General features: G+C 54.1%; 23 protein-coding genes, 1 pseudogene and 1 riboswitch. Of the genes and pseudogenes, 19 read left to right on the top strand and 5 right to left on the bottom strand.

Features of this window, described 5'->3' with window-relative positions:
* Positions 1-15 precede the first annotated feature (15 nt).
* Positions 16-1029 (bottom strand): ABC transporter substrate-binding protein, encoded by a 1014-nt coding sequence (locus HVE01_RS10330; RefSeq protein ID WP_146943934.1) that lies wholly within the window; start codon positions 1027-1029, stop codon positions 16-18.
* Between the two features lie 65 nt (positions 1030-1094).
* Positions 1095-1286: riboswitch (cobalamin riboswitch) on the bottom strand.
* A gap of 341 nt (positions 1287-1627) precedes the next feature.
* On the opposite strand from HVE01_RS10330, the gene HVE01_RS10325 reads away from it, so the two are divergent.
* The 9 genes from HVE01_RS10325 to cobJ all read left to right on the top strand — a co-directional run bounded on the left by HVE01_RS10325 (position 1628) and on the right by cobJ (position 13888).
* Complete coding sequence (locus tag HVE01_RS10325; protein WP_146943932.1) at positions 1628-3400, top strand: AAA family ATPase; 1773 nt, start codon at positions 1628-1630, stop codon at positions 3398-3400.
* The gene (gene cobO, locus HVE01_RS10320) at positions 3397-3990 is read left to right on the top strand and encodes a cob(I)yrinic acid a,c-diamide adenosyltransferase (RefSeq protein ID WP_125747136.1); all 594 of its coding nucleotides are present in this window, start codon (positions 3397-3399) and stop codon (positions 3988-3990) included. Before HVE01_RS10325 ends, cobO begins: the two co-directional genes overlap by 4 nt.
* Positions 3990-5360, top strand: a complete 1371-nt coding sequence (locus HVE01_RS10315; RefSeq protein ID WP_146943930.1) for a cobyrinic acid a,c-diamide synthase CobB — start codon at positions 3990-3992, stop codon at positions 5358-5360. The genes cobO and HVE01_RS10315 overlap by 1 nt, the downstream gene beginning before the upstream one ends.
* Position 5361: 1 nt before the next feature.
* Positions 5362-6468: a cobalamin biosynthesis protein CobW gene (cobW, locus tag HVE01_RS10310; protein ID WP_146944007.1), complete on the top strand. Its 1107-nt coding sequence runs from the start codon at positions 5362-5364 to the stop codon at positions 6466-6468.
* Positions 6468-10307, top strand: coding sequence for a cobaltochelatase subunit CobN (gene cobN, locus HVE01_RS10305; protein WP_146943928.1), 3840 nt, complete (start codon positions 6468-6470; stop codon positions 10305-10307). Before cobW ends, cobN begins: the two co-directional genes overlap by 1 nt.
* Entirely contained in the window at positions 10285-11451 is a 1167-nt protein-coding gene (locus HVE01_RS10300; protein WP_146943926.1) for a cobalamin biosynthesis protein CobG, read from the top strand. The genes cobN and HVE01_RS10300 overlap by 23 nt, the downstream gene beginning before the upstream one ends.
* A 339-nt stretch (positions 11452-11790) precedes the next feature.
* A complete protein-coding gene (locus HVE01_RS10295; protein ID WP_146943924.1) occupies positions 11791-12420 on the top strand; it encodes a precorrin-8X methylmutase in 630 nt (209 codons plus the stop codon).
* On the top strand, positions 12417-13142 hold the full coding sequence (gene cobI / locus HVE01_RS10290) for a precorrin-2 C(20)-methyltransferase (protein ID WP_146943922.1): 726 nt from the start codon (positions 12417-12419) through the stop codon (positions 13140-13142). The genes HVE01_RS10295 and cobI overlap by 4 nt, the downstream gene beginning before the upstream one ends.
* Entirely contained in the window at positions 13139-13888 is a 750-nt protein-coding gene (gene cobJ, locus HVE01_RS10285; protein ID WP_146943920.1) for a precorrin-3B C(17)-methyltransferase, read from the top strand. The genes cobI and cobJ overlap by 4 nt, the downstream gene beginning before the upstream one ends.
* A 183-nt stretch (positions 13889-14071) precedes the next feature.
* On the opposite strand, the gene HVE01_RS10280 is transcribed toward cobJ, so the two are convergent.
* On the bottom strand, positions 14072-14800 hold the full coding sequence (locus HVE01_RS10280) for a cobalt-precorrin-6A reductase (RefSeq protein ID WP_146943918.1): 729 nt from the start codon (positions 14798-14800) through the stop codon (positions 14072-14074).
* Between HVE01_RS10280 and cbiE the strand changes: the two genes are divergently transcribed.
* The 9 genes from cbiE to HVE01_RS10235 all read left to right on the top strand — a co-directional run bounded on the left by cbiE (position 14799) and on the right by HVE01_RS10235 (position 24107).
* Positions 14799-16007, top strand: coding sequence for a precorrin-6y C5,15-methyltransferase (decarboxylating) subunit CbiE (gene cbiE, locus HVE01_RS10275; protein ID WP_146943916.1), 1209 nt, complete (start codon positions 14799-14801; stop codon positions 16005-16007). The two genes, HVE01_RS10280 and cbiE, sit on opposite strands and share 2 nt — an antisense overlap.
* On the top strand, positions 16004-16399 hold the full coding sequence (locus tag HVE01_RS10270) for a cobalamin biosynthesis protein (RefSeq protein WP_146943914.1): 396 nt from the start codon (positions 16004-16006) through the stop codon (positions 16397-16399). Before cbiE ends, HVE01_RS10270 begins: the two co-directional genes overlap by 4 nt.
* Entirely contained in the window at positions 16396-17199 is an 804-nt protein-coding gene (cobM, locus tag HVE01_RS10265; RefSeq protein ID WP_146943912.1) for a precorrin-4 C(11)-methyltransferase, read from the top strand. Before HVE01_RS10270 ends, cobM begins: the two co-directional genes overlap by 4 nt.
* Entirely contained in the window at positions 17196-17960 is a 765-nt protein-coding gene (gene cobF, locus HVE01_RS10260) for a precorrin-6A synthase (deacetylating) (protein WP_146943910.1), read from the top strand. Before cobM ends, cobF begins: the two co-directional genes overlap by 4 nt.
* Before the next feature lie 216 nt (positions 17961-18176).
* A complete protein-coding gene (locus HVE01_RS10255; protein WP_009723617.1) occupies positions 18177-18617 on the top strand; it encodes a YtoQ family protein in 441 nt (146 codons plus the stop codon).
* A gap of 584 nt (positions 18618-19201) precedes the next feature.
* Positions 19202-21160, top strand: a complete 1959-nt coding sequence (locus HVE01_RS10250) for an ATP-binding protein (protein ID WP_146943908.1) — start codon at positions 19202-19204, stop codon at positions 21158-21160.
* Between the two features lie 147 nt (positions 21161-21307).
* The gene (locus HVE01_RS10245; protein WP_244973793.1) at positions 21308-21781 is read left to right on the top strand and encodes a GNAT family N-acetyltransferase; all 474 of its coding nucleotides are present in this window, start codon (positions 21308-21310) and stop codon (positions 21779-21781) included.
* A gap of 161 nt (positions 21782-21942) precedes the next feature.
* Entirely contained in the window at positions 21943-22755 is an 813-nt protein-coding gene (locus tag HVE01_RS10240) for a DUF2971 domain-containing protein (protein WP_146943906.1), read from the top strand.
* A gap of 392 nt (positions 22756-23147) precedes the next feature.
* Positions 23148-24107 carry a restriction endonuclease gene (locus HVE01_RS10235; RefSeq protein WP_146943904.1) on the top strand — a complete coding sequence of 320 codons (960 nt, stop codon included), beginning with the start codon at positions 23148-23150 and terminating at the stop codon, positions 24105-24107.
* Positions 24108-24215: 108 nt separating this feature from the next.
* On the opposite strand, the pseudogene HVE01_RS20030 reads toward HVE01_RS10235, so the two are convergent.
* From HVE01_RS20030 to HVE01_RS10220, 3 genes and pseudogenes are all read right to left on the bottom strand, one after another.
* Positions 24216-24380: pseudogene (locus HVE01_RS20030) on the bottom strand (FAD-dependent oxidoreductase); the annotation flags it as partial.
* A gap of 15 nt (positions 24381-24395) precedes the next feature.
* Complete coding sequence (locus tag HVE01_RS10225) at positions 24396-25475, bottom strand: YkvI family membrane protein (protein WP_146943902.1); 1080 nt, start codon at positions 25473-25475, stop codon at positions 24396-24398.
* Between the two features lie 50 nt (positions 25476-25525).
* The gene (locus HVE01_RS10220) at positions 25526-25903 is read right to left on the bottom strand and encodes a RidA family protein (RefSeq protein ID WP_146943900.1); all 378 of its coding nucleotides are present in this window, start codon (positions 25901-25903) and stop codon (positions 25526-25528) included.
* 185 nt (positions 25904-26088) lie between these two features.
* Here HVE01_RS10220 and HVE01_RS10215 point away from each other — a divergent pair, with 185 nt between their 5' ends.
* Positions 26089-26715 (top strand): helix-turn-helix domain-containing protein, encoded by a 627-nt coding sequence (locus HVE01_RS10215; RefSeq protein ID WP_146943898.1) that lies wholly within the window; start codon positions 26089-26091, stop codon positions 26713-26715.
* The last annotated feature ends 47 nt before the right edge of the window (positions 26716-26762 follow it).

Raw genomic sequence — 26762 nt, 5'->3', positions numbered from 1 at the left:
GTGTTAAAAGCCATCTCAGTTGAAAGACATCGTCGACAGCGCTTCGGCGAGTGACTCAAGGCCGTAAATGCTGCGCATGGTGGCACTCATCGCATGGGCATCCATCTCAACGATGCGGTTATTTCGAACCGCCGTCATTTCGCGGGTAACCGGGTCGTTGTGCAGAAACTCACGCTTTGCTTCGATGTCGTCAGCAGGAAAACGGCGACGATCCATGGCGGCGATAACAATCACATCGGGGTCAGCCTGGGCGATGCTTTCCCAGCCAATGGTGGGCCACTCTTCATCAGACTCAATGACATTACGAATGCCTAGTTTGTCCATCATATAGCCTGGTGCGCCCAGTTGACCGGCAACGAAAGGGCTGACTCCCAGGTCCGTTGATGAAAACCAAAAGACTGCCGACAGGTCCTCTGGCAAATCAAGGCTGCTTGCCAGGTTGATAGCGTGTTCTTCACGGGCGTTTAGGTCTGCCACCAGGGCATCACCAGCGTCTTGAACATCGTAAATTTCGGCTAGCTCGGTGATCCCTTTATAGATCGATTGCGTCGAGAAGGCGGCGGTGCGGGTACCATCGCCACCGGTAGAGTTATCCTTAGTATCGCAATCGGCGGGCATGATGTAGGTGGCGATACCTAGTTCATGAAACTGGTCTCGACTGGCCACGCTCCCGGTAGGCCCCACGTGCCACTCGTACTGCACCGCAACTAAGTCAGGGCGCTTGTTGACTACGGCTTCGAAGCTGGGGTCGTCGTTGGCGATTCGCTCGATCTGTTCATTGACCTCAGTAAATTGCGGCAATACCGGATTAAACCAGACTGAGGTGCCAACTACGCTGTCAGCAAGCCCTAGTGAGTAAAGAATCTCTGTGGCCGATTGACCCACCGTTACCGTTTGCTCGGGGGCCGACTCTACACTTATCTCTACGCCGCAGTTGGTGAGTGTGAGGGGGTAATCGGTAGCGGCGTAAGCCGCTTGGCCAAGGCTTACAACACTGGCGGCTACCGCCGTGGTCAATCTCAACATCATGTACACTCCCGTGCATGATGAGCGATGCGTCCAGCCAGAAAAAATCTGGCCGAACCGTCTCGCTCGATTAATTAACATGGTCGGCAGGTCTCCTGACTGACGGGTCATGGCTAGCTCGCCTTCCCAGACAATACGTCCAGTGGCTCATTGAGCATCGCTAACCGCCTACAGTTGCGGGGGCAGTTCCGTTTCGCGGCTAAGCCGCAGCGGATTCTCTATTAAGTTCCGTGAGGAACACCGACGGCGGTTATTCTAGGTGGCGGGTAAAGGTAGAACAACAAAAAGCCCGATCTTTCGGCTAAGTTTGACACTAAAGCCTTTTTTTTCATTACGATAAGACAAACCAAAGCCTCTGTGGCTGTGCATTCTTAAATGTCATTTCAATTTGGCCTAGTGTCGACATTAGGCCTGTCTTACCGTGTAAAAATAGGCCCTGTCTTCCAGGAGGTACTGGGCGCTAAGCTGGCTTCGCAGCCGCGCCTTCCTCTATACTGCGAGACTTTATTTCATCGCTTCCTTATGAATGGTTTTATCATTATTTACCAAATCATCATGAATAAAGTTCAAGCTTCGGGCATGCTCTGCATGGGAGGTTCGCTTGAGTGACTTTCCCTTTGTGGGGGTTGTCGGCCAGGAAGCGCTGAAAACCGCCTTGCTGCTGAATGCGATTAATCCGCGCATTGGCGGTGTCTTGATCAGCGGTCCTCGGGGCAGTGCGAAATCCACTTTGGCGCGGGCGCTGGCGGCGGTTTTGCCTAACGACACCAATGGCAAAAAGCCACCCTTTGTCACCTTACCGCTGGGTGCCAGCGAAGACCGGCTAGTGGGAAGTCTAGATTTGCAAAAGGTGCTAGCCGAGCAGCAAGCCACTTTTCATCAAGGGCTCCTCGCCAAAGCCGACGGCGGGGTGATGTATGTCGATGAAGTTAATCTGCTGCCGGATACCTTGGTTGACCTGCTGCTCGACGTGGCCGCCAGCGGGGTCAATATCGTTGAGCGTGATGGTATCAGTCACTCACACTCGGCGCGTTTTAGTTTGATTGGCACCATGAACCCTGATGAGGGCGAGCTGCGCCCGCAGCTGCTCGACCGTTTTGGCTTCTGTATTGAACAGGCTGATCGCGTCAGTGTTAAACAGCGCATTGCGATTGTTCAGCAGCGCGAAGCCTTTGACCGCGACCCAGAGGCATACATACAACAGTTTGAGATAGAGCAGGCAGCGCTGACTCAGCAGCTTGACCATGCCCAGCAGGCACTAGCGTCGGTGACTAGCGAAGACTGGGTGTACGAGACCATTGCGGCATGCTGCGAAGCCGCCGGCGTTGAAGGGCTGCGGGCAGACGTTACCTGGCACCGAGCCGCCCAGGCTCATGCCGCCTGGCGTGGCGTGGCGAGCGTTGAACAGCAAGATATCGACACCGTCGAACCCTGGGTGCTGGCACATCGGCGAACCCAGCCGCCAGAGCAACTTCCGCCGTCCTCCCCGCCTAATCAAACGCCTTCGAATGGGGAGGGCAGTTCGTCGTCAGCTAATAACGCGCCCACCGGCGGGCCATCCCATCACAATGGTGAGCAGGGCCAATGGGGCGCTATGCCGCCTGTAGCACAGGCGTCCATTCACCAGTCAGCGGTTAACCTGCCCGAAAGCGATAGCTTTTCCCCACGTGCGCAACGCGCCGATACAGCGGCTAGCACAGGCAAGGGAGGTGTCTTCGGTCGCGGGCGCTCTCAGGCGGAAACTCCGCGGCTAGACGGGTTCGCGACGCTAATCGCCAATCGTGGCCAATGGCCTTGGCAGCAGTTGAAAATGCGCAAGTCTCGCGCAGGGCAAACGATAGCGCATCTGGTGCTAATGGATACCTCTGGCTCCACCTTGGGGCAGCGTCTGTTAGGCCAAGCCAAAGGGCTGGTGGAGTCGCTGGTCGCCCAAGCTTACGCTGCGCGGGAGCAAGTCGCGGTGCTCGGGTTTGGTAATGGTGGCGTGGTGTCGCTACTGTCACGTCGCCGTGCTCCCAAAAACGCCCGGGGCACGCTTGACAGTGCCAAGGGCGGCGGTGGCACGCCGCTGCGGGAAGCGATTATTGAAGCCAAACGGCTAATTCAACAGTGGCAGCGCCGCGAGCCTGGCTTACAGGTACGTACTTATTTGATTACCGATGGCCGCACGCGGGAATCGGTTGACGATCTCGCTCCGCTAGGTGATTGCCTGCTGATCGATACCGAGCAATCGAGAGTTAAGCGCGGCCAGGGCGTACGCATCGCCCAGCAATTGGGCGCCCGTTATTGGCCCGCCTCGTTTGGTAAACCATCTTTGGCACAATCTGTTTTCGCACATTCTGTTTTTGCACATCAACCTGGGGAAAGCCCATGAGTGACGCTAGCCATTTAAACCGCATGCAGCGCAAAAAAGACGTGGTCGATGAGCGTATTAGCCGCGCCACCGAAGAACGTGGCGTGCTGATTCTGCTTAAAGGCAACGGCAAGGGTAAAAGCAGCTCGGCCTTTGGCACTATGGCGCGCTCACTGGGGCACGGTCAGCAGTGCGCGGTCATTCAGTTTATTAAAGGCCGCCGCGAAACCGGCGAATACCTGTTCTTTCGTGATCATCCCAAGCTTGATTGGCACATCATGGGCCATGGCTTTACCTGGGAAACCCAGAACCGCGAGCGGGATATCGAAGCTGCCCAAGCCGCCTGGGCGGTCGCCAAAGGGCTGCTGGAGAACCCTGCCTATCATATGATCGTGCTGGATGAGATGAGCTACATGTTCAAGTACGGCTATCTCGACCCCGAACCAGTAGTGGAAGCACTCAAACGCCGTCCGGCGCACCAGAACGTGATTATCACCGGGCGCACTATGGCCACGCCGCTGCAGGAAATCGCCGATACCATCAGCGTTGTTCAGGATGAGCGCCACGCGTTTCGCGGCGGCGTCAAAGCCCAGGCGGGGATCGAGTATTAATGAGTACGCCAACCGCTCGCTGCCCCGCGCTGTTTATCGCTGCCCCGGCTTCTGGCCAGGGTAAAACTACCGTCACGGCGGGCTTGGCGCGGCTGCTGCGTAATCAGGGCAAGGTGGTGCGGGTGTTTAAAACCGGCCCTGATTATTTGGACCCGCAGATATTGGCTCAGGCGTCAGGTCAACCGGTAGATCAGTTAGATTTATGGATGGCAGGCGAAGCCTACTGCCGCCAGCGTTTCTATGACGCCGCCTGTGAAGCGGATTTGATTCTGGTCGAAGGTGCAATGGGGCTGTTTGACGGCGAGCCTTCTAGTGCTGACTTGGCGGCTTTGTTCGCCATTCCCATGGCAATTGTCATGGATGTAAAAGGTATGGCGCAGACCGCAGCCGCGCTGGTATCAGGGCTTGCCAGCTTTCGGGATGATATCCATATCGCTGGATTAGTCGCCAACGCCTGCGGCTCGCAGCGCCATCGTGAGCTAATCGAATCAGCGCTGCCAGCGACGATTCCCCTGCTGGCCGCTGTGCCACGAGACCCTGATTTAGCGCTCCCCGAGCGCCATCTTGGGCTGGTGCAAGCTGCGGAGATTCGCGAGGATTTAGAGGCACGCTTTGAAGCGGGTGCCCGAGCGCTGGAAGCGGCAGGGTTGCTGGAAGCGCTTGCAGCACTGCCACCGGTGACCTTTGCCGCTCCGCAAGAGCAGCTTGCGGCCGTTAAGCCTGTACTTAAAGGCCGCACCATTGGTGTAGCTCGTGATGCCGCCTTTAGCTTTATCTATCAGGCCAATCTCGACCTGCTGGAGCAGATGGGCGCAACGCTGTGCTTCTTCTCGCCGCTGACGGATAGCCGCCTGCCGCAATGCGATGCGCTGTGGCTGCCGGGAGGCTACCCGGAACTTCATGCCCAGCAACTGGCCGGTAACAGTGCCATGCGTTCGGCCATTGAGGCTTTCTATCGTGCTGACAAGCCCATCTTGGCTGAGTGTGGCGGCCTGCTGTACTGCCTGGAAACCCTGACTGACTACGACGATATCATCTACCCCATGCTCGGCTTGCTGCCAGGGCAGGGGGCGATGCGCGGTCGGCGTGGCTGCCAGGGGATGCAAACCGCAGAGCTGCCGGAAGGCCCGGTTCGCGGCCATGCGCACCACCGCTCTATGGCAGAAGGCACCCCTGAGCCGATTGCTCACGGCCGTCGCCAGCGCCACCCCGCACCGGGGGAAGCGATTTACCGTCAACGGCGCTTAACGGCGACCTACTTACATCTGTTTTTCCACAACAATCCTGACGCTGTGGCGAGGCTTTTTTCCGCCAGCCCGGCGCACTGCGAACTGCAGCACAGCGAGGCATTTATCCATGCAACCCAGTAATGTGAAATTAAACAAGATTCCCGCCACGGTCGTCACCGGTTTTCTCGGCAGCGGCAAAACCACGCTGCTGGCCAATATTTTGCGCCAAGTGACCGGCAAGCGGATCGCCGTGATTGTTAATGAGTTCGGCGAGCAGGATATCGACTCTAGCCTCTTGCGCAGCTGTGCGCTGGGATGTGAAGAGGGTAGCGAAGGCGGGCAGTTAGACGGGGAAGATGGCAGCATCTATGAGCTGGCCAATGGCTGTATCTGCTGCACGGTGGAAGAAGAGTTTCTGCCGGTGATGAAGAAGCTGGTTGCCCGCCGCAATGATATCGACCACATTCTGATCGAAACCAGCGGTCTGGCACTGCCTAAGCCGCTGGTGCAGGCGTTTAACTGGCCGGATGTGCGCCAGCACTGCACCGTCGATGCGATTATTACCGTGATTGATGGCCCCGCGGTAGCCGCCGGACGTTACGCCAGCGATGTGGATAAGGTCGAAGCCCAGCGTCGCGCTGATGAAAGCCTGGATCACGACCCCAGCCTGCGCGAGCTACTGGATGACCAGCTAAGCGCGGCGGATTTGGTGCTGGTCAGCAAGGCGGACCTGCTTAGCCCTGAAGAGCGCACGCAGGTTGAAGCGGTTGTTCAATCGCGGGTGAGCGAATCGGTGAAAACGCTGTTTATCGATCAGACCCAGACCACCGACACCGCCCAGCTGGAAGCACTGATGGGCATTGGTGCGGCCAGCGAAGAGCATATCGACAGCATCACCAATCACCACGATAAGCACCACGCTGAAGGCGCGCACCACGACCACGCCCACGATAACTTTGATTCCTGCGTGATTACCCTGGGTGAAGTGGATGGCGACGCTTTGGCCAATAAGCTGCAGCAGCTGCTGAAAAGCCACGAGATTTATCGCGCCAAAGGCTTTGCGGCAATTCCGGGCAAACCCATGCGCCGGGTTATTCAGGCGGTTGGCGAACGTTTGGAAGGTTACTTCGATCGGCTCTGGACCCAAGACGAGACGCGCCAGACCCAGCTAGTCATTATTGGCAAATCGCTGGATAGCGCCGCGCTGCGTGAAGCGCTAACTGAGGCAGAGGTTCAGACGGCCAGCTAATGCACTTATTTGCCGCTAAGCCCGGGGGCTTTGTCGATGATGAAGGCATTATCGACCTGCAACAGAGCCCCGCCGAGGTCGTGATACTCTCCGCCGCCGATAGTAATCTGTCGGCGCTGGCCCAGGCGGTTGATCGCCTGGGTGAAGCGTACCCCTCGGTACGGCTAGCCAACTGGATGAATTTGGTAAAACCGGCGGCCTATGATCTCTATGAAGATCGGGTGCTGGAAAACGCCCAACTGGTCATCGTTTCACTGCTGGGGGGTAAAGCCTACTGGCAGTATGGCCATGAGCGCCTGCTGGCCTGGGCGGCAGCTAAACCCGAACGCCAGCTGGTTTTGGTACCGGGTTGCGACGCACCGGATGATGCCCTGTTAGAAGATTCCACCATCGCCTTTGATGGCGCTTACCGGGTGTGGCGCTATTTAAGAGAAGGCGGTGTAGAGAACGCCGAGCAATTGCTGCGCTTTATCGCCAGCGAATGTTTATCGCTTTCTCTAGCCTGGCAGGAGCCGAAAGTTATTCCGGCCGCGGTGATTTATGCGTCGCAAGACCAGCAGGCGCTAAGCCTGAGCGAGTGGCGCGATCGTCAGGTACCTGGGCGGCCGGTGTGCTTGCTGCTGTTTTATCGCAGCCACTTGCAGGGGGCGAATACCGCTGTTCCCGACGGATTGCTGGCCGCGCTGAGAGAAAAAGGCCTAGAGCCGTTAGCGGTGGCCGTGGCCTCCCTGAAAGAGGGGCCATGCATTGATTTTATCAACCACCTGATTGAGCAAACCGGCGCCATGCTGGTGATTAATACCACCAGCTTTGCGGTCAATCGCAACGCCGACGGGCTGGATGCTCTGGGTGAAAAGCTACCCGACAGCCTGTTTGTCGGGCGACCCGTGGTGCTCCAGGCGATTCTTGCCAGCAGCACCTCAGAAGACTGGCAGGACATGGCCGCCGGACTGCATAGCCGCGATGTGGCGATGCAGGTGGTGCTCCCCGAGATGGATGGTCGCATTATCACCCGGGCGGTGGGGTTTAAAGCCGAAGCCCACTACAACCAGCGCTGCCAGTTGGCGGTGACCCACCACGTGATTCATCCAGAACGGGCCGCCTTTGTCGCCGAGCTGGCGCGGCGCATCTGTTCGCTACGGCTAACCCCCAATGGGCAGAAGCGTATCGCGCTGATTATGGCTAACTACCCCAATCGCGATGGCCGGATCGGTAACGGGGTCGGGCTGGATACCCCCGCGTCGACGCTGCAGATCCTCAGCGCCCTGAAAGAGGCGGGTTATCCGTTAAGCGAGCTGCCGGAAAATGGTGATGCGTTGATCCGCCAGCTTCAGGGCGCGGTGACCAACGATCACGGCAGCCTCGACCAGCGCGCCTGCTGGCAGAGTATTAGCGTTGATGATTACCTTGCTTGGTTTAAAACTTTGCCCAGCGAGCTGCAAGAAACTGTGTGGACGCGCTGGGGGACGCCTCACGAAGACCCCAAATGCCGCCAGGGACGTTTGATGATCGCCGGTATCCGCTTAGGTGAAACCTTTGTGGGGATCCAGCCGGAGCGCGACTTTATCGACGATCTCACCCAGTCCTATCACGATATGGAGCTGGCACCGCCCCACAGCTACCTGGCGTTTTACTACTGGCTGCGCGAGCACTATCAAGTCGACGCGGTTATTCACGTGGGCAAGCACGGCAACTTAGAGTGGCTGCCGGGTAAAAGCATCGCCTTGAGCGCTGACTGCTGGCCGGATATTGCCCTGGGGCCGCTGCCGCACTTTTATCCGTTTATTGTGAATGACCCAGGCGAGGGGGCTCAGGCCAAGCGCCGCAGCCAGGCGGTGATTATCGACCACTTGATGCCACCGCTAGCGCGAGCCGAACTCTACGGCGCTATGGCCGAGCTTGAAGCGCTATGTGATGAGTATTATCAAGCGCTGGATATGGACCCGCGGCGGGAAGCGCTGATTCGCAGCCAGATTCTCGCTCACCTGCGTGATACCGGCATCGACCAGGAGTTGGCGCACGCCGTCGACGGTTGTGAAAACAGTGCTGATGATGCCGACATCCTCAATGAGCTGGATATCTTTCTGTGCGATATCAAAGAGTCGCAGATTCGCCATGGCCTGCACATACTCGGCACGCTGCCCCCGCAAGAGAAGCGGGCGGGGACATTGGTAGCGCTGCTACGGCTCCCCCGTGGTGAAGCGGTGGCCAGCCGCGGCCTGTTGCATAACCTGGCGAGCGATTTAGGATTGGGTTTTGATCCGCTGGCCGCTGGCAACGAGCCTTGGCAGGCGCCTAAACCCGTTGTTCTAAGGGGGCTACTCGATACCCCTTGGCGCACCGGCGCGGATACCCGCGAGCGCCTTGAACTGCTGGCTGAGCGCTGGGTGGCCGACTACGTATTAGCCCCTGGTTGTCTGGAGGAACTGGAGCACGATTACCCCAATACGGCGGAGCAGCTGCGCTATGCCCGCGACCAGCTATGGGTTGCCATGCAGCGTGGCGTCAAGATGGAGATTCAGTCGCTGCTCGACGGCCTAGAAGGCACTTTTGTGCCTGCCGGGCCTAGTGGCGCGCCCAGCCGAGGACGGCTGGATACGCTGCCCACCGGGCGTAACTTTTTCAGCGTCGACAACCGTTCAATTCCATCGCCTGCTGCCTGGACGCTGGGCGAAAAATCCGCCCAGGCGTTTGTCGAGCGCTACCTGCAGGATAACGGCGATTATCCGCGCCGGTTGGGGCTTTCGATTTGGGGCACCGCCACCATGCGCACTGGTGGCGATGACATCGCCCAGGCCTTCGCGCTGATGGGCGTGCGCCCTAAATGGTCGCTGGGCTCCCAGCGGGTGACTGATTTTGAAGTAATCCCTTCGATGCTGCTCAATCGGCCAAGAGTTGATGTCACGCTGCGGGTCTCCGGGTTCTTCCGCGATGCTTTCCCCAATGTGATCCGTCTGTTTGACGCTGCCGTGCAAGCGGTGGCCAGTTATGAAGAGCCGGGTAACAGCAACACCATCCGCGAGGCAGTGCTTGCTCGCCAGCAAGCACTGGAAGACCAAGGGCTAAGCCCAGAGATGGCCGCCCAAGAGGCAAGCTACCGTATTTTTGGCAGCAAACCCGGCGAGTATGGTGCGGGCTTAAACCGGCTGATTGAAAACCGCTCTTGGGACAGCGCCGACGATTTAGCTGAAGCCTACCTGGATACAGGTGGCTACGCCTACGGCCAGTTCAAGGCCTCCGGCACTGCCGCGCGGTCGGCGTTTGAACAGCAGCTCCAGGGGCTGGATGCGGTGATGCAGAACCAGGATAACCGCGAGCACGATATTCTTGATTCCAACAGCTATTACGCTTTTCAGGGCGGCATGGCCAACGCCACGCGCTCGCTAAGTGGAAAAGCGCCGACCATTTATCACGCCGACCACGCCAATCCCGCGGTGCCCAAGATTCGTACCTTAAAAGAGGAGCTAGCGCGGGTGATTCGCTCACGCGTGTTGAATCCTAAGTGGATCAATGCCATGCGCGAGCACGGCTATAAAGGCGCGTTTGAAATGGCGGCTACGGTGGACTACCTGTTTGCTTACGATGCCACCACCGATCTAGTCGCCGACTACCAGTACGCCCAGGTGAGTGATGCCCTGGTGCTCGATGCTGCTAATCAGCAGTTCCTGCGTGAGCACAACCCCGCAGCCTTAGAAGAGATGGCGGAACGCTTACTTGAAGCCGCCCAGCGAGGCATGTGGCAAGCCCCCGGCGAACATGGCCAGGCGCTACAAGACCTGCTGCTGGAAATGGATGAAGCCAAAGAGACGGGGCATTATGACCACCAGTCCGCGCATTAAAGGCTGGTGCCCCGGCGCGTGGCGGCCCATGGCCACCGGCGATGGCCTGCTAGTGCGTGTACGCCCACCGCTGGGCCAGCTTTCACGCCAGCAGGTAGTGGCACTGTGCGAGGCCGCTGAGACCTTTGGTAGTGGTTTAATCGAGCTAACCAGCCGGGCCAATATTCAACTGCGGGGAGTGAGCGAGGCCAGCTGGCCGCCGCTGATGGCGTTTCTGGTTGAGCATCAGTTGGTGAGCGACGACCCGCAAGCAGAACGCCAGCCGCAACTGATGCTGGCACCTGCTTGGCAAGAGGGCGACGACACTCATACCATTGCCCGCCTGTTGAAAACGCGGGGCAGCGAATTAGCGCCCATGCCTGGCAAGATCGGCATTGCGATTGATGCGGGAAAAGCCCCGGTGCTGTGCGATAGCGCCGCTGATTTTCGTATTGAGCGCTCGGTGGACGGCGGTTTGATAGTACGCGCCGATGGCTATCAGTGTGGCACGGCAGTGAACGAGCCCGAAGCCGCCGTTGAGCAGCTAATACGCCTGACCCACTGGTTTGTGGACAGCGGTGGCTGGGACTCTGGGCGCATGCGGCGGCACACAGCGCCGCTGCCCGATTGGGCGACCGCTGATACTGCCCCTGCATCCCCTGGCGAGAAGCTGGCGCTGGGCAAACATAGCAACGGTATGGTGGTGGGTCTGCCTTTTGGTCGGGTAGCGGCGAATACGCTGCGCGAGACTGTCTCCCTGGCAGGTAGCTCCTTAGTAAAGATCAGCGCTGTGCAGGTCACGCCCTGGCGGCGCTTATTGTTGAAGGATTGCGATACACTACCCGCGGTTGATGGCTTAATCCGTCATAATAGCGACCCGCGATTAGCCATGGACGCATGCCCCGGCGCACCTTATTGCGAACAGGCGAGTGTTGCCACCCAGCCGCTTGCCGAACGGCTAAGCGGCTGGGTGGCAACAAGCGTGCATATATCCGGATGCGCCAAAGGCTGCGCCCGCCAACGGCCAGCAGCACTGTGCCTAACCGGCCGCGATGGGCGCTTTGACGTGATTGTTAACGGTCGCGCCGATAGCGCACCGGTTAAGTCAGACGTCACTGAGAGTGAGGCGTTGGATGTTATTAAAAAGCTTAGCGAAAGCCGTTAGGGAGCCTCTGATTAATGTGATGAGCGCAGGCCAGGCAAGGCAAAAATTAATGAAAAAGCGGAGTTTACGAGTTGTAAATGAGCATTTTGAGGCGATTTTTAACGCAGTATGGCCAAGCGTAATAGTTAATCAGAGGTTGCTTAGGTTTATCGAGATTAAAAAAATAGTAGCTTATATGCTGGATAGCTGAGTGCCAGGGCAGGTTGTAGCGAGGGTCTTTCGACATGGATGTCGAAAGTAGCGCCCATGGATGGGTTCACAGCGCCCTCGCGGAAACTTGCCCTAGCACGGATGCCTTGCAGACCAGTAACTGCGAATTAGTTTATTTGGAGAGTTTGGGTGCCTCACGTTTATGAAACACACGGACCGGCGATTTACCGGCAGTCGTTTGCGATTATTCGCAATGAAGCTGAGCTTGATCGCTTTTCAGCGGAAGAAGAAACGGTTGCGGTACGCATGATTCACGCCGCCGGGCTGGTGGAGCTGGCGGCGCATATCCATTTTCAGAATGATGTGGTCAATCGTGCGCGCTCAGCGTTAGAGCAGGGCGCACCGATTCTTTGCGATGCTCGGATGGTCTCCGAAGGCATTACCCGCAAACGGCTGCCTGCTAATAACGACATCATCTGCACCCTTAACGATGAGCGCACTCCAGGCCTTGCCCAGGAAATGGCTAATACCCGTTCAGCGGCAGCGCTGGAACTGTGGCGGCCGCACCTGGAAGGCGCCGTGGTCGCCATTGGCAACGCGCCCACCGCGCTGTTTCATCTGCTTAATATGCTCGAAGCCCCAGACTGCCCGCGTCCGGCGGCCATTATTGGCTGCCCGGTAGGCTTTGTTGGCGCGGCGGAATCCAAAGAAGCGCTGTTGGCTAACCCCGCGCTGCCCAGCTGTATCGTGCGTGGCCGCCTGGGTGGTAGCGCCGTCACGGTAGCGGCCATCAACGCCATGGCGGATCGTATCGAATGACCCAAGGAACCATTTACGGAGTGGGGTTAGGACCCGGCAGCCAAGACCTAATGAGCGTGCGTGCCGACCGCTTGATCCGTGGTGCCAGCCATGTGGCCTATTTTCGCAAGCAGGGTCGCTGCGGGCATGCGCGTACCATAGTGGAAGGATTGATCGCCCCCGAGGCAACCGAGCTGCCCATGGAGTATCCGGTTACCACGGAAATTCCGTTTGATGACCCTCGTTACAATGAACTGCTGTCGGCCTTTTACGAACGCAGCGTGACCCAACTGATCGAGATGGCGGAAGCGGGGTGCGATGTGGTGGTGCTTTGCGAAGGCGACCCGTTCTTCTACGGCTCCTTTATGCACCTCTACACGCGGCTGCTGAATCGCGTGCCGGTCTCGGTAGTGCCGGGGATTACCGGCATGTCGGCGGCCTGGACGGCTACCGCGCAGCCAATTACCTGGGGCGATGACATCATGACGGTGCTGATGGCCACGCTGCCGGAAGAGACGTTGGCCGAGCGCATCGCCCAAACCGATGCACTGGTGGTGATGAAAATTGGCCGCAACCTGGCCAAACTACGCCGAGCGCTGGCGCATGCTGGCCGTGAAGGCGAGGCGTGGTTGATCGAGTACGCCGCCATGACCCAGCAGCGCGTGCTGCCGCTGAGCGAGGTTGGAGAAAGCGTGCCGTACTTCTCGATTGTGCTGATCCATGGCAATGGGAGGCGGCCATGAGCGGTTGGCTGAAAATCGTCGGCCTCGGGCCGGGTGCCGATGCCATGATTACCCCGGAGGTTTCGGCTGCGCTGCTGGAAGCCACCGATGTGGTCGGCTATGTGCCCTACGTGAATCGCGTGGCTCCCAGGGCTGGATTAGTCCGCCACGGCTCTGATAACCGCGAAGAGATTCGCCGGGCGGAACAGGCGTTACAGCTGGCGCTTGAGGGCCACCGGGTAGTGGTTGTCTCCTCTGGCGACCCTGGCGTATTTGCCATGGCCGCTGCGGTGTTCGAAGCCTTGGAGGCGGGGGATGCCCAGTGGCGCACGCTGGATATTCAGGTACTGCCGGGTATTTCTGCCATGCTGGCCGCCAGCGCAAGCGTCGGCGCACCGCTGGGGCACGACTTTTGCTGCATTAATCTATCCGACAACCTCAAACCCTGGACGCTGATCGAGAAGCGCCTGCGTCTGGCTGCCGAGGCCGACTTCGCCATGGCGTTTTACAACCCGCGTTCCAAGGCACGGCCAGCGGGGTTTGAACGAACGCTAGAGGTACTGCGGGAAGCCTGCGGGCCGGACCGATTGATAATCTTCGCCCGCGCGGTTTCGACCCCGGAAGAAGCAATTCGCGTCACCACATTAGAGCAAGCAACGCCGGACATGGCGGATATGCGCACGCTGGTCATCGTTGGTTCCCAGCAAACCCGCTTGATTGAACGCAGTGGCGTGCCGCTGGTTTATACGCCGCGTTCCTCCCAGTGAGTATGAAAGGGGTGAGGGCAGGTTGATGCGAGGGTCTTTTCCCATGGCCGGAAAATGCTCCCGACATTTCCGGCATTCCCGCCGTCCATGGCGGTCAGATGGGAAAAGTAGCGCCCAAGGACGGGTTTACAGCGCCCTCGCGGCAGCCTGACCTCGCTACCAAGATGTGCCGCTGATGTAGGGTTAAGTTAGCCAGTTGATAACCTCATCAACAGTATGAGCTTCAAGACGAGATGGCAGATGAGGCCGCTCGATCATCACAATGGGTAGGCCGAGCATTCTCGCCGCGCTAAGTTTGGACGACGCACCTTCGCCGCCAGCGTTTTTACACACAATGCGCTGGATGCGCTGATTTTTCAGCAGGGCGAGATCGCCTTCTAGGGTAAACGGGCCTCTATCAATCACACTGCTGATATCTGGCAGTGGCAATGGGCTGGTCGGCGGATCAACCAAGCGCAGCACATAATGGTGCTGAGGCTGGGCGGCAAAGGCGCTAAGGTGCATTCGCCCAATCGCAAGCAGCACCCGTTGGGGCGGGCCAGCCAAGGCGTTAACGGCCTCATCAATACTTGCCACGCTTTGCCATTGGTCGCCGATAACAGGCTGCCAAGCAGGCCGGGTAAAAGCGGTGGCCTTTACACTGCACTGCGCCGCCGCGGCTAACACGTTACGGCTCATCTGTGCGGCAAACGGGTGGGTGGCATCAACAATATGGGTAATGCGCTGCTGGGCTAAAAACGTGACCAGCCCATTAACGCCGCCAAAGCCGCCAATGCGGGTGGGTAGAGGCTGGGGTTTCGGCGTGTTAACGCGCCCTGCATAGCTAAAAATGGCGGGAATGCCACGCTTGGCAACAGCGCTAGCCAGGGCGCTGGCCTCGCTGGTTCCGCCGAGAATTAGGATTTTGATCATGGCTGAGGTTAACAACGCTCCCTGGCTTACCCTTTTAGGCTGGGGAGAGGGTGGCACACAGGGGCTGACAGCGGCAAGTCGACAGGCATTGGAAAGTGCCGAGGTAGTGTTCGGCGCACGCCGCCACCTACGCCTTTTACCGCCGCTAAACGCTGAGGTGATTGAGTGGCCAGTGCCCTTTGCCGATGGCATTACAAAGCTGCTAAACCAGCGTGGCCGCCGGGTGGTGATGCTGGTCTCCAACGACCCGTTCTGGTTTGGGGCGGGTACCTCATTAGCGCAGCATCTCAGCGAAAACGAGTGGCAGGCACTGCCAGCCCCGTCCACCTTTAGCTTGGCGGCTGCACGTTTGGGCTGGCCGTTGGAGCGTTGCACTTGCTTGGGTTTGCACGCCAAACCGCTAACGCGCATTCGGTCTTACCTGCATGCCGGTAGACGCTTGCTGGTGTTGGTAAGAGACGGCGCGGCGGTGACCGAGCTGGCGGCGCTGGTAACTAGCCTTGGCTTTGGAGATACCCAGCTAACGCTGCTGGAATCTTTGGGCGGCGATAACGAGCGAATTCGCCATTGCCGTAGCGACGCCAGCTTGCCCGATGACATTGCCCACCCGGTTGCGATAGGGCTGGAAGTTGCTGGTAACGGCCCCGCCTTGCCGCTGACGCCCGGCCTGCCGGATCATTTTTTTGACCACGACGGCCAGATTACCAAACAGACCATTCGCGCCATCACCCTGGCGGCCCTTGCCCCCATGCCCGGCGAGCGGCTGTGGGATATCGGCACCGGCTCAGGCTCCATCGCCATTGAGTGGCTGCTCGCCCATACGGATAATCAGGCGGTGGGCTTCGAGCAAAACGCTGAACGGTCAGCGCGAGCGCGCAGCAATGCAGAGAACCTGGGCGTTGACTGGCTAGAAGTAAAACAGGGCCGCGCGCCTGAGGTACTCAACGATACGCCGCTGCCTGATGCGGTATTTATCGGCGGCGGGTTATCTCAAGCGCTGCTAGACGACTTATGGCAGCGCCTGCCCAAGGGCGTGCGTATCGTCGCCAATGCCGTCACTCTGGAATCCGAAGCGCTGCTGGCGCACTGGCACCAGCAGGTAAGTGGCGAACTGCTGCGTTTAGAGCTTGCCAACGCCGCCCCCATCGGCACACGGCGGGGCTGGAAATCCAGCTACCCGATTGTTCAGTGGCGGGGCGTTCGATGAAGCCATCGACGTTGAGAACTGCAGGGTTTGGTTTTCGCAGTGAAGCCACGCTTGAATCGCTCGGCCAAGCGCTGGATCAACTGATCGACCAGTACGGTGTTATCGATAAGCTGGCGGCGGCTCACTCCATGCTGCCGTTGGTAGAAGAGCTAGGCCGACTGCGTAATATCAAAGTCATCGCCGTAGCGGATGCCGAGCTATCAACAGTGGCAACGCTTACCCATTCAACACACAGTTTGCAGGCGCGCGGCACAGGCAGCGTTGCTGAGGCCGTGGCGCTATTAGCCGCAGGCCCGAATGCTAGATTAGTGGGGCCCAGGATAATTTCAGCGGATCGACGAGCCACTGCCGCCCTGGCGTTGTTAGAAGTACCAGAAGGAGCCACCGAATGACCGTACACTTCATTGGCGCAGGCCCCAGCGCGCCGGATCTGCTTACCCTACGCGGGCGGGATTTAATCGCCGCCTGCCCGGTGTGCTTGTATGCAGGCTCTTTAGTGCCGGAGCAGATTCTGGAACACTGCCCGGCGGGGGCAAGGGTGATTAATACCGCGCCGCTCTCGCTGGATGAGATTATGCAGGAAATCAGCCGCGCCCACGCCGAAGGCCAGGATGTGGCCCGGCTGCATTCGGGGGATCTCTCGGTATGGTCGGCTATGGGCGAGCAACTGCGTCGCCTGCGCGAGCTTAATATTCCCTACAGCATTACCCCCGGCGTGCCATCCTTTGCGGCAGCGGCGGCAACCCTAGGCCAGGAGCTGACGTTACCCGGTGTGGCCCAGTCGGTGGTGCTTACTCGCACGCCGGGGCGTGCCAGCGCCATGCCCAGTAACGAGACGCTTGCCAATTTCGCCCGCACTGGGGCCACGTTGGCCATCCATCTCTCCATCCATAATCTTTCCCAGGTAGTCGAAAGCCTGACGCCTTACTATGGCGAGCAGTGTCCGGTGGCGATTGTGTGGCGAGCAAGCTGGCCCGATGAGCGAGTGGTGCGGGGGCGGTTGACGACTATAGAAGAGCTGGTCGATGATTCCATGCAGCGCACCGCATTGATCCTGGTGGGGCCAGTGCTTGAAAGTGATGACTTCCAGGAGAGCAGCCTCTACGCGGTAGGCTACGACCGCCGTTTTCGCCCTCAATCGGCAGATTCGCCTTTTGCCACGGCAAGCCAAGACCAAGAGAGCGACTTATGATCACGCTATCGCTAATAGGCATCGGTACCGGCAACCTTGATCACGTTACCCTGGCCGCCGTTCGCGCCCTTAATAACGCCGACCTGATCCTGCTGCCCCGTAAAGGCGAGGCCAAGTCGGATCTAATCGACCTACGCCGCTTACTCTGCGAGCGCCTGTTAGAAGAACCGGTGACTACCAAGATCGTCGAGTTCGATCTTCCCAGTCGCGATGATCATAATGATTACCTTAGTGCGGTAGACGACTGGCACGCTGCGATTGCCAGCGTGTGGGCGCAGTTGATGGATAAACATCTCCCCAATGGCGGGCGGGTCGGCATGCTGGTGTGGGGCGACCCCTCGCTTTACGACAGCAGCCTGCGTATTAGCCAGCGGCTAAACGCTACGGGTAAGCAGGTGGATGTAGAGGTCGTGCCTGGCATCACCAGCCTGCAGGTGCTTACCGCTGAACATAAAATTCCCCTCAACGCGCTCGCCGAGCCAGTACAAATCACCACCGGCCGCCGCCTGCGCGAGCGCGGCTGGCCGAACGATGCCGCCACGGTAGCCGTAATGCTGGATAGCGGCGGGGCGTTTACCACGCTGCCATTTGACGACACCTACATCTGGTGGGGCGCCTACCTAGGCATGGATAAACAGTGCTTAATCAAAGGCTGGCTAAGCGAGGTCAGCGACCAAATCATCCAACGCCGCGCGGAACTACGCGACACCCACGGCTGGATTATGGATATTTACCTGCTCGCCAAAAAGCCGGAAATGTGATCTAGCTATTAATATGGAATATTTTTCCATAAACTAGTTCTAGACTATGGCACTAGGCATGCTTAAAAAGTCAGCGAGCGAAGGCCAGGCTAGGCAAAAATCAACGAAAAGGCGGAGTTTACGGGTTGTAAATGAGTACTTTGATCGGACTCGCGCACGAGGTGATTTTTAACAACGCATGGCCGAGCGCAGCTAGTTTTTAATAAGGAGAGCATTATGAGCTTTTACGTTTACTTATCTGGCGAAATCCACACCGATTGGCGCGAAGAGATTCAGCGCGGCGCTGATGCAGCAGGACTGGATATCGTCTTCACCGCCCCGGTCACCGATCACGACGCCAGTGACGCCGCTGGCGACCACCTTGGCAAGCCGGAAAATGGCTTCTGGCGCGACCATCAGTCCTCCAAGGTCAACGCCATCCGCACCCGCACCATGATCGAGCAAGCAGATTTGGTGGTTGTGCGCTTCGGTGACAAATACAAACAGTGGAACGCCGCCTTTGATGCAGGCTACTGCGCCGCACTCGCCAAGCCCTACATCACCCTGCACAGCGAAGACATCGTCCACCCGCTGAAAGAAGTCGACGCCCAAGCCCAGGCTTGGTGCACCACCACCGATCAAGTGGTTGAAACCCTACGTTACGTCCTCAAAGCCTAAACTTTAACGCCTCCTGCAACACCGCCACTGCATTAGTGGTGTTGTGGGAGGGCGCTTTAGCGCGCGATGATCCCGCCACATAAATAGCCCCGCCACTGAATCGATACTCTGCCCAAGTGTTGTAGGAGAGAGCTTCAGCTCGCGAAGATCCAGCCACATAAGCAACCCCACCTTTGAACCGATACTCTGCCCTAGTGTTGTAGGAGGGCGCTTCAGCGCGCGATGATCACGCCACATAAGCAATCTAGCCGCCCCGTAGAGCGGCGTAACGCTTGGCGAGGAACGAGCCAAAAGGCACCCGCGATGGCAGCGCTGCTGCCAAAAGCCTGCTCCAGCTCAATTTTTCTTCAAAGCCACGTGACCTAAGCCAAATTTATCAATAAAGTATGATTAAATCGTAAAAACGAGCCGGCACGCGAATTTTGGATATGCTGCCATGCTGGGTAAATAAATCTATAAAAAAGTGATTTTTGAGGTGGCTAGATAACACCAATAAACGTGCTGACACGTTCAAGGGTGTTATGCAGCAGGCTATATAATCACTGTTATAAAGAAAATTAGAATCTGCGAAAGGAGCAGATAATATGAAAGCTAGGTATTTAAAAACAACAGATCATAGTATCAAGAGCCAGCTTACTGGCTTAAAACCAGAACAAGCTTTGTGTGAATATATTTGGAATGGGTTTGATGCGAATGCTACAAAGATTTCTGTTAAGACAGAAATAAATCCGATGCAGGGTGTTTCATCAATAATAATCTCGGATAATGGCGATGGTATTGATATCGATGATCTAGAAAACACTTTGGACTTGTTCTTAGACTCGAAAAAGAAAAGTGTTTCCAAGCCAACTACCCGTGGTAAGAAAGGCCGAGGACGCTTCAGCTTTATCAAGTTCTGTGAACAAGCTGCTTGGAATACGTATGATGGAAAAAAGGCATTCAAGTTTACAATAGATTCAGGGCGTTTGAGTCAGTATGAGCCTGAGGCTACCACATATACACAAAGTAAAGGTACAACAGTTACCTTCCTTCATATAAAAGGTGTTGACTTAAACTACTTTAATGATGTAGTTGTTCCATACTTAAAAAATGAATTTTCATGGTTGTTGGTATCAAATGAAAAGCTAGAAATCATGATCAATGATTTACCTCTAGAACATTCTAGCTATCATTGTGTTCCGGCCATAGAAACTATCGAAGACTCGGTGTTTAATTTTAACTCTATTATCTGGGATTCGAAGCAGAACAGCGAAAAATCGCTTATTTACTTTATCAACTCTACTCAAGAGATTGTTCATAAAGAACTATCAGAACTGAATCTTAAAGGGTTCTTCTGTTCCGCTTATGTAAGATCTGACTGGTTTGATGGATTTGGAGGCAATGCTGACCTCCTCTCTGGAGATAAACACACAGAATCGGATGTATTTGTTCAAACTTTGGCTAATGCCAAAAGTCGCTTAAGACAAGAGTACATCAATTTTCGTAATAGTGCTGCTGACTTGCTTATCGAACAATACCTTGCTGAAGGTGTATTTCCTGAAATGAAAGGAGATAATGTTGTTTTAAATAAATTTCATCGAGAACAACTAATTTCGACTATAAAAACTATATACGAAGCAGAACCATCAGTATTTTCTAAGCAGTTAAATAAATCACAAAAGAAGATCCTAATAAAGTTACTTGATCGAATTGTTCAGTCTAACCGACTATCTGAACTTTTCGATGTATTGGATGGTGTCGTATCGTTGACAGAAGATGATATGTGCAGAATATCGAACTTATTGCAAAGAACATCGCTAGAAAATATAACTAAGACAGTTGATCATATAAGAGATCGCCTTGATATAATTCAAAATTTTAAATCGCTAATATATCAACATCAACGTTTTGCCTTAGAAGTTCCTCATATACAGAAATGTATTGAATCTAACTTATGGTTGTTTGGTGAGAAGTATTATTTACTCACTTCAGAAGAAGATAAGTTTGAACAGGCTTTGAGGAATCTCTTAGAATTCCACAATAAAGATAATTACTATGATAAAGTTTCAATTGTTCATCCTGATAAAAACAAGGAAATGGACTTATTTGTTGCGCAAAAAGGTTTTCGGGTTGGTGATGATGATAAAAAGTACTTCCATCATGTAGTTATCGAGCTAAAGCGTCCTAGTATCAAGCTTGGTGATCAACAATTACAACAAATAAAAACATATAAAAATATCATTGCAAACGAGCCTCAGTTCCAAGATGAAAATTCTCTTTGGGATTTCGTTCTTATTGGTAATGAAATCTCAGATAGTAAAATTACAGCTGCTAACTTACGTTCAGACCTAGAATCAAACAAAATTCATGGAGAACCTGGCCTTGTCCAAAAAACAGGTAACTACAGAATTATCGTAAAAACTTGGAAGCAAATACTGAACGAGTTTGAGCTAAGGTATAACGATATTTCCAACCGTTTGAGTTTGAAAGAGCTTGAAATTGTGTCAGAGACGCCTGACCAGCTTACAGGAGATATAAAAAAGTTAAGTGAAAGTGCTTTATAACAAACGCCTCAAGAGGGACTGTCAACGCGTGGCGTTTCCAGTCCCATTGAGCCGCGATGGTTACGGTTGTTGTGTTTGAGTGCGGTGTTATGCTTTGCCAGCCCCTTAGGCGGGCGTTAGGTTTGTTAACCAAGTGAGGAGGCAAACTTGGATATCCATTTAATGAAACAAGAGGATTTGCTTGGTACATCACATGTCCACCAGACAGCATTCCCTCGCCAGAGTCATTCGTTTGAGTGGATAGAGTGCAGTTTCAAGGCTTTCCCTAGACATATGATGTATGTCGCTGAGAAAGAAAAACAAATTGTTGGATATATTATTTGGTCACAAAAAAGTGGTTTTCGACCAGAGGTGGTGCTTGAGCTTGAGCAACTTGCAGTGAGCCCTAGTTGGCAAGGAAATGGTATTGGTCGCAAGCTGATTGTTGAATCATTGCCATTAGTCAACCATCAGCTCGCTATTAATAATTCGGTGTTAAAGCATGTGTTGGTTACAACAAGATCAGATAATTACGCTCAAGAGTTGTATAAAAATACACTTGGTGCTGAAGTTGAAGCGACTATCTCAAATTTGTATTCAGCGGATGAAGTGTTAATGATTGCAAGAAACATTTGTTCGTAGTAAAAAAACTAACGAAGCATTTAAGAGGAATTCACAACGCTTGGCAGTTTTTGGTCTGAGTTGGCTTTAGTGTTTACGGAACAAAGGCTTAGGTCGGATGGTTTGTGATGTTTACCCCTTAATACGGCGTTAGTCTTCTTAAAATAGTGTGGAGAAATTGAGTGAGCTCAGTTTTTAAGTATACCGAGTATAGATCAGGTTTTTTTGATAATTTCTTTTTGAAAGTTTCTCGGTTCGGTGAGTTCAATGACCCTTTTGAGATGGTCATGGGGAATTATTTAAGCTCTGTAGATGAACAAGAGCGTGACTTCATAATGTCTCTTTCAAGTACACTCTCTGATGGGGCTGCTTACTATAATTATGCTTGGGATGCGCAATGTGGTGTCCGTGCTTCTGTTGGTGTTTTATGTTTTACGTCTAAGGAAGATAACCTTCTTATGTGGGCTCACTATGCCAAGAATCATGAAGGTATATGCATCGAATTTGATGGAAATGCAGAGTTCTTCCATGGGAAATATAAGGATGCGGGCAAAATTTTTGATGAACCTGTAAAAGATCACTACCGTAATATCGGTGAGCTTCGCAAGGTTGACTATAAACTAGAACGCCCTATGTATCTTGAACCAAGTGAGCTTGAGTGTGATACTGAAGCTTGGTTTGTAAAATCACCAGAATGGAAATACGAAAAAGAGCTACGTATTTTGCTACCCTTAGACCTAGCACAAGAAGTTCCAGGCTTAGATATGCCTTTCTATGCTGTTGGTCCTCATATGATTAAGTCGATAATACTTGGCTGTCAGATGTCACCTACTTCTAAACGAGAAGTTGCAGAGCATTGTAAAGGACATGGGATCAAAGTGCGCGAAGCGTTTGTCCATTCACACCAATTTAAATTAGATATTATGGATTATGATGAGTCCAATCAATCCAAATACCAGAATATGTATAATCTAAATCGGATTACACGTTGGTGATAGAAAAGGCTAACAAGTTGCAGCACTTGAGCCGCTTCGCGGCTCGGATCTCCAATAGCTTCGCTTTTTACGCCGGTGTGCAAAGCGTTGAGGCTGTAGAAAAGAACTTTGACGCCTAAGCTTGGTAGGAGGGATCGGGAAAAAAGACAAGCAGTTTGCGAATGACGGTCGCTTAGCCGCGTCATGAGGGATTTTAGAGTGGGATAAGCTGCTTTTTAAGAGAAAAATATCGTTTTCAACAAGCCTTAGCTGGGCGCTCAAGTGGCTGAATGTCGGTATTAAGATAACTCAGCCAGATGACTGGCTGAGTTAGTAAATTAGGACGACAGGCGGTGGAGATAGCTCGAAATCGGGTTTTTCTACAGTCTCGTTAGCTTAATCAGGAAGTACACATGTCAATTTTAGATTTTAAAGAAATTCCTGAGGCTCACATTGCCAATGGAAACCAGGATCGCTTTGAGTTGTTTGCGAGAGATTTTTTGTCGTTCATTGGCTATAAGATTTTAGCTGACCCTGATCGAGGGGCTGATGGTGGAGTTGATTTAATAGCCGAAGAAATGAGAACTGGTGTTGGCGGTGAAACACGCATCAAATGGTTGGTTAGTTGTAAACATAAAGCCCGTAGTGGTAATTCAGTAAAACCAACAGATGACGCCAATATTCGTGATCGTGTCGAAGCAAATGACTGTCAAGGATTTATTGGTTTTTATTCTACACTTGCCAGCTCTGGCTTGGCTGGAAGCTTAAAAGGAATTCAAAAAAAGATCGAAGTTCAAGTTTTCGATTACGAAAAAATTGAGGGTATGTTGCTACATTCATCAAGAGGGATCAAGTTGGCGGAGAGGTATTTCCCTGAATCTATTGATAAATGGAAAACAAATAATCCAAAGCCCGCAAAAATATTTGCAGAACAGGCCAGCCTTAAGTGTAAAGTATGTGGAGATGAGTTGTTTGAAAAGGATGATAAAGGCCTAGTTCAGATATGGGAAAAATATCGTGAGGATTGGGCTTCTGAGGTTAAATGTGTAGAGTTTGTATACTGGACATGCCGAGGTAGATGTGATGATGTTTTAACTTATCAAATCAGGCAGCAAAGGAATGATGTTATTGATGGGTGGGAAGATATAGCAGACGTGATGATGCCTACTATTTTTATTAAATGGGTCATGAGTACTTTTAACGAGCTTAGAAGTGGAGTGAAGTATTCGGATGAGGCTTTTGATAATCTCAAGTTTTTTATTCTTAAAGTATACCCGTATGTTTGTAGGCACCTAACGGAAGATGAGCAAGAGCGGGTACAAACGTTAACAATGATACCTTCTTATATGGGTGGTTTAGGTTATGAAAGCTAACAAACGGCACCAGTCGGAAAATTTGTTCCGTGGCTTTTTTATGTTGCCGCTATGCTTTAACACAAAAAAACACTCCACCAATTTCCGCTGTGCCATGCGTTAGGAGCAAGGAAAGACGACTTCTCGTTGAATCAGCCCGGCATTGCCAAAGGAGGTCTCGCACCCAGGTGCTTTGCGATCCCCCAGTGTGACCTTATGGCCTCTCTGCTGCAGGTGTTAGGCAACGGATACTCCGACCGTGCCAGCACCCAGAACCAGTACCTCACGTGCCATAAATCCATTAATTTCTTATTGGGCTCGTGCAGTTTGTGCTTTGTGACTGTGCTTCATGCGTTGGCGCACCCAGGCAACGGTTATTGCGGTAATCAGGATGAATCCGATGTAGCCGAACACGGGATACACCATGCCGACCAGACTGACAAATCCAAACATGCTGCAGGCATAGGCAATGATGCCCGCTATTAAGGATCCAGCGCGGAAAGACGTGGTATCGGCCGGCAAAAAACGGGATGAAAAAGAATAGAGGCAGCCCACTGCGGTATTGAAAATCATCAGCAGAATGACGACCGACACCAGCGAGGAAAGCGCAGGGGAAACCTCTAGTGCCAAAGCCAGCATCGGCATAGGCGTATCGACTAGGCTGTCCAGGCGCGACAGCATGGCCAGGCTGATTGTCATCATCAGCGCACCCAGGGTAATGCCGCCAAGAATACCGCCCCAGGTTGCTTTGCGGCGGTCTTTTGCAGCACCGCTGGAGATGGCAAGAATCGCGACGCAGCCGAAGATGTTATACGAAACGTACAGCATGGCGCCCAGTGCCCAATGGCTGGTGGCTGCGTTTTGGTCGAGTGCCAACTGGTTCAGTGTCGTCAGGTCGGTTTCTCGGGTTGCCAGTGCGTAGATGGCGATACCCAGTGCCACCAGAATCAGCAGAGGAGTGATGCTGCTGATCAGCGTGAGCACTTTTTTCAGTTTGAGACAGGTGGCTGCAATTACCAGCAGAGTCACCAGCGCGCTGCCCCAGGCTGCAGGCAGGCCCAGTTTTTGTTCCAGCAGTGCGCCGGCACCGGCTAGCATCACTACGGCGATGGCAAACATGAAAAATGTCATCAGCAAATCGATGGGCTTGCTAAGCCAGGGGCCACAGATAGCTCGCACAACTTCCTTGTGAGAAGTCGCTTGAAGCTCGCTACCCAGATTCGCCAGCGTCATGCCCAGGAAGATAAAAGCGGCAGTACTCAGCGCGATACCTGCCAGCCCCCAAACGCCGAAGCTAACGAAGAATTGAAGCAGCTCCTGGCCTGAAGCAAAGCCTGCTCCAACTAGAAATCCGACAAAAGCGCCTGCGATTTTCAATACATCTTTCATGATGCCAAACCCTCAGTTTCTTATTTTTCTGTGCCAGTTAGCTGGCTGAATCAGGCTTCACCGACCCAGGCTTGCACTTCTACTTCGACATCAACGCCCAGTGCTAGGCCTGCTGTCACGGTGGAGCGAACCGGCAGACCTGCTTCGAAATAGCGTTTGTAGACTTCGTTGAAGCCCGCAAAGTGCTTCATGTCCGACAGCCAGACGGTCGCTTTAACGACCTGCGCAAAACTTGCGCCACAGTGTTCAAGGGACTCGCCGATACGGGTCATGACCGCTTCGGTTTGCTCGTCGATACTGCCTTTGACGACTTCGCCCTCAGCAGTCATGGGTATTTGGCCTGAAAGCATTAGGAAACCTCCCACGCGAACGGCACGGGAGAATGGGAAGGGCAAGTCGCTGGGGATACGCTCGATTGAATTGGACATGGGATTATATCTCGTTGATGGCTATTGAGTGGCTGAGCCGCACGCGCAGCACGATAGAATCACAATTTCTCTTAAATGATAATTCTCGTAAAGGGGAATATCAAATGTGAGAACCTTAAAGTCAAGCTGTTTTCGGGATACACTAGGACTTCGTATTCATAGCCAGGTCGAGCCGCGAAGCTTTCATGCCAACAGACTCTCAATCCCAGCCGTCCGATACATTGATCGACCGAGTACTGGTCGGCTCTCGCCTAAGGGCTCACCGTAAACAGCAGAAATTCACTCTTAAACAGGTGTCTGAGAAAAGTGGTGTTGCGCTTTCGACGCTGTCGAAAATGGAGTTGGGGCAGGCAACTGTCAGCTATGACAAGCTTGCTGCTGCCGCACGTGTTCTGAATGTCAGCCTATCCCTGCTGTTCAACCCTGAATCGGGTGCAGACAGGTCAGATCAGCCAACGGTGGTCACCAGCAAAATTTCTGAGGCGACTGGGTATGCTACTGGCAGCTATGAATATCATCCTATTGCGGGTGAGTTTCCCGGTCGGAGTATGATGCCGGTTTATGCTCGGATTCAGGCGCGTGATCTGGGTGAGTTTGAAGACTTCATCCGCCATCCCGGAGAGGAGTTTGCCATGGTGCTATCGGGGCGCGTCTGCATTCACTTTGAAAATGGTGAAAGCATCAGCCTGGGTGAACGAGAAACGGCTTACTTCAACAGCTCCATCGGGCATATTTATCTGGCCGAGGGTGATGAAGACGCAGAAGTAATAGCTGTGATGTCGGAACCCAAAGAGGGCGATCTCCAAGGCTGAACCAGCTATCCGGCTTCGCCAATTTCGTGAAAACACAGAGTGTACAG

Source organism: Vreelandella venusta, from assembly GCF_007989605.1.
Classification (GTDB): domain Bacteria; phylum Pseudomonadota; class Gammaproteobacteria; order Pseudomonadales; family Halomonadaceae; genus Vreelandella; species Vreelandella venusta.
This window is presented reverse-complemented; position numbering and strand designations above follow the sequence as displayed.

Coding starts and splice junctions, on each gene's coding strand:
- HVE01_RS10330 (WP_146943934.1), bottom strand. CDS start 1,029: ATGATGTTGAGATTGACCACGGCGGTAGCCGCCAGTGTTGTAAGCCTT.
- HVE01_RS10215 (WP_146943898.1), top strand. CDS start 26,089: ATGCCAACAGACTCTCAATCCCAGCCGTCCGATACATTGATCGACCGA.
- cbiE (WP_146943916.1), top strand. CDS start 14,799: ATGGCTGAGGTTAACAACGCTCCCTGGCTTACCCTTTTAGGCTGGGGA.
- HVE01_RS10235 (WP_146943904.1), top strand. CDS start 23,148: ATGTCAATTTTAGATTTTAAAGAAATTCCTGAGGCTCACATTGCCAAT.
- cobI (WP_146943922.1), top strand. CDS start 12,417: ATGACCCAAGGAACCATTTACGGAGTGGGGTTAGGACCCGGCAGCCAA.
- HVE01_RS10315 (WP_146943930.1), top strand. CDS start 3,990: ATGAGTACGCCAACCGCTCGCTGCCCCGCGCTGTTTATCGCTGCCCCG.
- HVE01_RS10250 (WP_146943908.1), top strand. CDS start 19,202: ATGAAAGCTAGGTATTTAAAAACAACAGATCATAGTATCAAGAGCCAG.
- HVE01_RS10225 (WP_146943902.1), bottom strand. CDS start 25,475: ATGAAAGATGTATTGAAAATCGCAGGCGCTTTTGTCGGATTTCTAGTT.
- cobM (WP_146943912.1), top strand. CDS start 16,396: ATGACCGTACACTTCATTGGCGCAGGCCCCAGCGCGCCGGATCTGCTT.
- HVE01_RS10220 (WP_146943900.1), bottom strand. CDS start 25,903: ATGTCCAATTCAATCGAGCGTATCCCCAGCGACTTGCCCTTCCCATTC.
- cobJ (WP_146943920.1), top strand. CDS start 13,139: ATGAGCGGTTGGCTGAAAATCGTCGGCCTCGGGCCGGGTGCCGATGCC.
- cobN (WP_146943928.1), top strand. CDS start 6,468: ATGCACTTATTTGCCGCTAAGCCCGGGGGCTTTGTCGATGATGAAGGC.
- cobF (WP_146943910.1), top strand. CDS start 17,196: ATGATCACGCTATCGCTAATAGGCATCGGTACCGGCAACCTTGATCAC.
- HVE01_RS10280 (WP_146943918.1), bottom strand. CDS start 14,800: ATGATCAAAATCCTAATTCTCGGCGGAACCAGCGAGGCCAGCGCCCTG.
- HVE01_RS10300 (WP_146943926.1), top strand. CDS start 10,285: ATGACCACCAGTCCGCGCATTAAAGGCTGGTGCCCCGGCGCGTGGCGG.
- HVE01_RS10255 (WP_009723617.1), top strand. CDS start 18,177: ATGAGCTTTTACGTTTACTTATCTGGCGAAATCCACACCGATTGGCGC.
- cobO (WP_125747136.1), top strand. CDS start 3,397: ATGAGTGACGCTAGCCATTTAAACCGCATGCAGCGCAAAAAAGACGTG.
- HVE01_RS10270 (WP_146943914.1), top strand. CDS start 16,004: ATGAAGCCATCGACGTTGAGAACTGCAGGGTTTGGTTTTCGCAGTGAA.